Origin of the sequence: Phormidium sp. CCY1219 (assembly GCF_035615515.1) — a bacterium.
Lineage (GTDB): Bacteria > Cyanobacteriota > Cyanobacteriia > Cyanobacteriales > Laspinemataceae > CCY1219.
Map to the genome: position 1 here is coordinate 1 of NZ_JAJENT010000389.1, position 1,894 is coordinate 1,894.

Sequence of the window (1,894 nt, forward strand, 5' to 3'; positions counted from 1 at the left end):
TGGATGAAGGGTTCGTAACAGTTGAGTTTCTAACGAGTCCGATTTTAACTAATCAGTAAGTGGTCTCGCCATCGTAGTCTCGCCATCGTAGGGTGGGCACTCAAGTTATTGAGAATAACCATCGGACTCGTTGCCCGAAACCCTTACTCTGGGGTCGATCCGCATAGGTCAACGACAAAATGCGGGTTTCGGGGATTGGCTGACCTCTGCGGATTTACAAATCTTTATAAATCCGCAGTTTGTTTTGAAAAGACGTTCTTCCCTATTGGAAGTTTAGCAGTTTTGAGGGGAAAGTTGATTGTTGATTGTTGATTGTCCGCCACCGTTGAGGGTTGGAGGGGCAAAAAAATCCCCCAGGGGTGAAACCTGGGGGGGGTGGAGTGGATTGACCGCCTAAATAATGTAGAAACTGGGGGGGGTTGGGGCAAGTCGCTACCGAGGGTCAGGGTTTTGGCAAGGGCGCTTTCCCCAATCCAATACAATCGGACATCATCCTCTTCGAGTTTGACAAAGTGCTTCATTTTCTGATGCAGTTGCTGCATTTCCGCCAAACTGAGGAAGCACTCAAATACGGATTTTTGCACCCGTCGCCCGTACCCTTCCAAAAACGCAGCCAACTTCAACCGACGACGGTCATCCGGAATATCGTAAACTACTAATACCAGCATCAGTCCACTCGAATAAACGACTCATAAGGAACCCCATCGACCAGGGCTTTTTTGTACCGCTGCACTTGCAATTGAATCACTCGTCGGTACGAGACTTTTTCCTTCACATCGGGATGGGAAATCTTCACCGAAATCCGTTGCTCAAAATGTTTGAGAAAAACGCGCCGCCCTGCGGGAGTCAGGTAGACCCCGCCCTCTTGATTCGGCCAAGTAAAATCCGTAGGGCGCAGGATTTTTTGGTTAACCAGCTTAATCATCAGAGTATCGACGATGGGAGAGCGAAATTCCTCCATCAAGTCAAACGCCAGACGGGGTTCTTTTTTCTCAGAACGGTGGAGATTGCCGATATAGAGATTGAGTCCTTCGGCTAAAATAAAGCTGAGAACATTATTAAACAGCAGGGTATAACCAAAGCTCAACATTGAATTTACCGGGTCTTTGGGCGGACGGCGATTGCGTTGGGTAAAGGTAAATCCCGGATTGGCAATCAGTCGTCCGATCGCTTGAAAATAGCGCGTTGCTGCCACGCCTTCATACCCGCGCAATTCATCTAAGGTGAGGTTGGCATTTTCGATAGCAATTAAATCGCGAGTGATGCCGGCGATCGCCATTCGTGATGCGAGTTTTCTGTGGATGCAATTGCAATCCCATGCCATCCAAAATTTGAGCGATTTGCTGCTGTGCCTCCACAATCCGGTTGCGACTCCGGGTCATCACCACAAAATCATCGGCGTAGCGCACCAACTTCAATCCAGAAGCACAGATAATTTCATCAAAATCATCCAGATAGATATTCGAGAGAAGTGGCGAAATTGACGCCCCTTGAGGCAGACCTTTTTCTGGTAAAATCAATCCGGATTGGGTAAGGATTCCGGCATTCAACCAAGCGTCAATCAAAGAGAGTACCCAAGAAAGATTTAACCGTTCTGCCACCTCTGCCAAGAGGCGCGGATGCTCGACGTTATCGAAATATTTGACAAGATCGCCATCCAACACCCAGTCATAATCGCGATCGCGCCAGTAGGCGACCTGTCGGACTGCCTGATGGTGGCCGCGCCCCGGTCGATAGGCAAAACTACAGGATTCAAACTCGGGTTCCATTTGCGGATGCAACACCTGCAATAACGCCTGCTGAACGATGCGATCGCGCTGTAGTTGCAACACCCCACGGGGGTTAAAACCCCCGTCTAACATATAAAGTCGGTTAAAACCGACTAAAAACAATG

The 1,894-nt window shown here is 48.8% G+C and carries 3 protein-coding genes; all 3 read right to left on the bottom strand.

The annotated features are described in order from the left end of the window. Positions 1 to 224 precede the first annotated feature (224 nt). Entirely contained in the window at positions 225 to 668 is a 444-nt protein-coding gene (cas2, locus tag LKK83_RS07745) for a CRISPR-associated endonuclease Cas2 (protein ID WP_324630457.1), read from the bottom strand. Further along, positions 668 to 1,279, bottom strand: coding sequence for a CRISPR-associated endonuclease Cas1 (cas1, locus tag LKK83_RS07750; RefSeq protein WP_324630458.1), 612 nt, complete (start codon positions 1,277 to 1,279; stop codon positions 668 to 670). Before cas1 ends, cas2 begins: the two co-directional genes overlap by 1 nt. After that, on the bottom strand, positions 1,215 to 1,894 hold a 680-nt coding region (locus LKK83_RS07755; protein ID WP_324630459.1), incomplete at its 5' end, for a reverse transcriptase domain-containing protein. The genes cas1 and LKK83_RS07755, both read right to left, overlap by 65 nt.